This window comes from Polaromonas sp. P3_C2 (assembly GCF_056402675.1).
The window spans coordinates 1-4,082 of sequence record NZ_JBFUGX010000380.1; the positions used below are offsets into that span (position 1 = coordinate 1).

General features: G+C 67.6%; 3 protein-coding genes. 2 read left to right on the forward strand and 1 reads right to left on the reverse strand.

Annotated elements, in window-relative coordinates:
* On the reverse strand, window positions 1-1,737 hold a 1,737-nt coding region (locus tag AC1DWI_RS15455; protein ID WP_477725151.1), incomplete at its 3' end, for a ShlB/FhaC/HecB family hemolysin secretion/activation protein.
* A 145-nt stretch (window positions 1,738-1,882) separates the two neighbouring features.
* On the opposite strand from AC1DWI_RS15455, the gene AC1DWI_RS15460 reads away from it, so the two are divergent.
* A complete protein-coding gene (locus AC1DWI_RS15460) occupies window positions 1,883-2,527 on the forward strand; it encodes a response regulator (protein ID WP_477669996.1) in 645 nt (214 codons plus the stop codon).
* On the forward strand, window positions 2,528-4,082 hold a 1,555-nt coding region (locus tag AC1DWI_RS15465; RefSeq protein ID WP_477725152.1), incomplete at its 3' end, for a sensor histidine kinase. It lies immediately after the preceding gene.

Below are 4,082 nucleotides of genomic sequence, written 5' to 3' on the forward strand. Positions count from 1 at the left end.
CCTGGACACCTGCAGCCACAGCCGGCTGCTGCGATCCGGCTCGGCGGTGGCCGGGCCGCCGTGCAGCTTGCGTGCGTAAAAGAAGCGTGCGCTCCAGCCGTCGGCATGCGCCCAGTTCAGGCCCAGGCCGGCACCCGACAGGCTTCGCCGGTTTGACGCGCCAACGCCGGACAACGGCTGCTCATTGCCGTAGCCAACGGCCGCGTCGTAAAAGCCGACCAGCTGCCAGCCGGCGCCCAGCGGGTATTGCAGTTCCAGCGTCAGCAGGCTGGCGCGGTCTGACGGCGCTTCGCCCTGCGGGTAGGCGCGCACGGCGCCAGCGCCGCCAAGCGGCAGCTTTTCGGACGAGTCCAGGTTCTTGCTGGGCCACTGGCCGGTATAGGAGACCAGCAAGTTGGCCTTGCCGACGCTTTGCTGGCGCATGGCCAGCAGGCCCAGCTTGCCGAAGCTGCCGGCGCTGCGCACGGTGGCCTCGTCGATGGCCAATGCGTCGGCACTGTTAATGGCCAGCTGGCCGCGCGTATAAGTGGCCGAAAACCCCCAGACGCCACCGCCAACCCAGCCGTCGCGTGCATCACCGGAAAGGCCAAGATTGAGCAGGTTCAGATGCTTGTCATCGGCAGAACCGACGAGGTCGATGCGGTCGCGCAGGCGCTTGTGCTCGGCACTGACTTGTGCGTTCAGGTTGTGCAGGCGTGAGCGCAGCACCGGGTGCGCGGCGAACAGGGTGGCTATGGAGGCGTCGCCGTGTGCGTCCAGGTTTGCAAACTCCCCGCCCAGGCGGTACCTCATCACCGAGACGGCAGCGCCCGCGCGCGTGCCGTTGCCGCCCACCGGTAACTGCCACCCCAGGCGCGCATAGTTCATATCGCTCCCGGCGGTCAATGCGCGCAGGGACACCAGGTCGCCCAGGCCGGCCGGGTTGTTGAAGTACAGGCTGGCGCCTGCCCGTTCGCGACCGGTGGCGCGGCTGCCGAAATTGTCGGCCTCCAGCAAGCCAGTGACAGCCGGCCCCCGCTCAACGTCCACCACCAGTTCGCTGGTGCCCACCGACGCGCCGGGCTGCAGGGTCGAGCGCACCGCGATGCCGGGCACGTCGGCTGCCAGCAGCAGCGAACGCTCCAGCGCTGCTTCGTTTACCAGCTCACCCGGCACCAGCGCGGCCAGTGGCAGCGGCGCGGGCAATTCGCCCTGCGGCTTCACGGTGATGGCGCTGTAACGGCCCTCCACAATGGCGATTTTCACAACACCATCCCGGATGTCCTGCCGGGGCAGGTAGGCGCGCGCCACCGTATAGCCGTGCTGGCGATAGAAGCGGCTCAGGCGCACCGCCAGTTCCTCGAGCCCGGCGAAGTCAAGCTCACGGCCGATGGCGTCCTGCACCACCGTGAGCAGGTCTGCTCCAGAAAAAGCGGTGGCACCCGAAATTTTTATCTGCGCCACCCGCACCTGGATTGCAGCATCCCCCGGTGATGCCTGTGGCATCGGGGATGCCGCGGCCGGTGCTGCAGGCAGCACAGCCGGTGCATCTTCGCGAGGCACGGGAGCCGCAGGCCTGAGTTGCTGCAACACATTGCCGGCATCGGGAGGGCTGACCGCCGCTGCAGGCTCCAGTCCGGCCAGGCACGCGGCTCCGCACAACAGCGCCGCGGCGCGGCGCACGGGCCAGGAAGAGGCGTAGACGCCCTGACGCAGCGGCAGCGAAGCGCCTGTCGTGGATCGGGTAGTGGTTTGCATGCCGCGTATGGTGTCGGGCCGGGAAGGCAATCGCCTCCCCTGATTCGGGGAGACGGTCCGAATTTTTTTGCGGTCAAATAGGCGCACCCGCTAAGATTCACGGCGGCGTCAGCCCCAACAACAACTGAAGGAATCAAGCGCATCCATGTCCATCCTGACCGTGACCCTGGTGGAAGACGACACACCAATCCGCGAGGAATTCGCGCGCATGGTGCGTGAAGATGTTGGCCTCAGGCTGCTGGAGGCGGTGGGTTCCTGCGCTGAGGCACGGCGCAGCTTTTCATTTGCCCAGCCGGACGTTGCACTGATTGATTTGGGCCTGCCCGACGGCGACGGCACCGAACTGATCGCGGACCTGGCCCGCCGCTCGCGCCACACCAGCATCCTGGTGGTGACCATCTTCGGTGACGAGGCCCATGTGGTGCGCGCCCTGCAGGCGGGCGCCCACGGCTACCTGCTCAAAGACACGCCGACCGCGGAATTCGGCCGTGCGATCCGCGCAGTGAGCGAAGGCGCAGCCCCGCTTTCGCCGCAGGTGGCGCGCTATCTCCTGCGCAGCTTCGCCGCGCCGCGGACAGAGGCACAGCGCTGGCTGATGGAACCGCTGACGCCTCGCGAAAAAGATGTGCTGACAGCCGTCTCGCAAGGCCTTTCGGTGCCCGAAACAGCGCGGCACCTCGACGTCGCGCCGTCTACCGTAGCCGCCCATATCAAGAGCATTTACGGCAAGCTGGCCGTGCACTCGCGCGTCGAAGCCGTGAACCAGGCGCGCGCCCGGGGACTGATCTGAATGCGATTGCAGGGCATATGGGCCGCGCTATGCGCCTGCGCCACGCTGATGCTGGCGGCGCCGTCCTGGAGCGCCACGGCGGCCACCCTGGAACAGGCGGTGGTCGCCACTGAAGACGCAGGGCGCCCCGCCGAAGTCGATTTCAGCAAGGCTTCGCCCGTCACGCTGCCCGACAACTGGCGCCGCAGCCGCCCTGGTTTTGACGGCGTCGCCTGGTATTCGATCGCGCTCGATGCCCCTCTGAAGGCCACCGGCGCTACCGGCCCGGAGCATGAACTTGTGCTCGTCGTGCCGCGTGTGGCCGACCTGGGCGAATTCTGGCTCAACGGCGAACGGCTGGACCTTGGCGCGGGCAACGGATTTACCCGCAACCGCGCGCTGTGGGTGCCCCTGGGAGGCCACGTGCTCAAGCCCTCTGGCAACCTGCTGCAGGTGCGCGTCAGCGGCAGCGCCGACACCCGCGGCGGACTTTCGCGCATGAGCCTGGGAGCCGCTGCGGCCGTAGGGCCGGCCTTCCAGGTGCGCCGTTTCCTGCAAAGCATCGCCCCCACGATGCTGATGTTCGCGGTGCCGATCTGCCTGTTCGGCGCCATCCCGCTGTGGTTCAAGACGCGCCGCTACATCCACCTGCTGTTCGTGCTGCTGTGCCTGAGCTGGATGCCGCGGGCACTGGTGATGCTCGCGCCTGAAGCCGGGCCGCCCGGCCCCGAATCCTTGCTGTTCGCACTGGCCAGCACCCTTGTGTCCAACACGCTCATGATCATGCTGCTGCTGGAGTACAGCCACTGGACCAGCCCGCCCTGGAAGCGCTACCTCAAAGTGCTCTACGGGGTCATCGCGCTGTCTTTCGCAGCGGGCGTCGCCGCCTACCTGAAGGGCGACATGCGGCCCAACGTCGCGGCCGTGCTGCACTGGCCGTATTTCGCCCTGACCATCGCCGTGGTGCTGGCCCAGGTTCACAGGGCTTGGCGCACACGCCGGCGCAACGAAGTGTTCCTGGCCGTGACGCTGGTCCTCTGGTGGGCCGCGGTGCTGCAGGACCTGGCCATTCCCGCCGACCTGAACGCCTTCGACAGCTTCTTCATGGCCCCAGTGGCCGCGCTTCTGGTGCTGGCCACCCTGGTCGCGCGCACGCTCGAGGGCCTGGCGCTGCACAGGGCCAGCGCCGAAGAAGAGATCAACCTTGCGGTCGCCGGCGTCAGCACAGCGCACGGCCAGGCCCTGGAAGAAATGCGCGCGGAATTCGACCGCCGCAAGGCCGAGGAGCGCCAGGCCGTGATCGCCGCCGAGCGTACCCGGCTGCTGCACGACCTGCACGACGGCATGGGCAGCCAGCTGATCACCGCGCTGCGGATGACCCGCCGCGACGAGGTGCCGCGAGAGGAAGTCGCGCGCGTGATTGAGGACTCCCTGGAAGACATGCGGCTCATCATCGATTCGCTGGACCTTGAGGAAAGCGACCTGCTGCCCCTGTTGGCCAACTTGCGTTATCGGCTGGAGCCGCGGCTCAACGCCATCGGGGTTGGTTTGCAGTGGCAAGTGGGGCCGTTGCCGG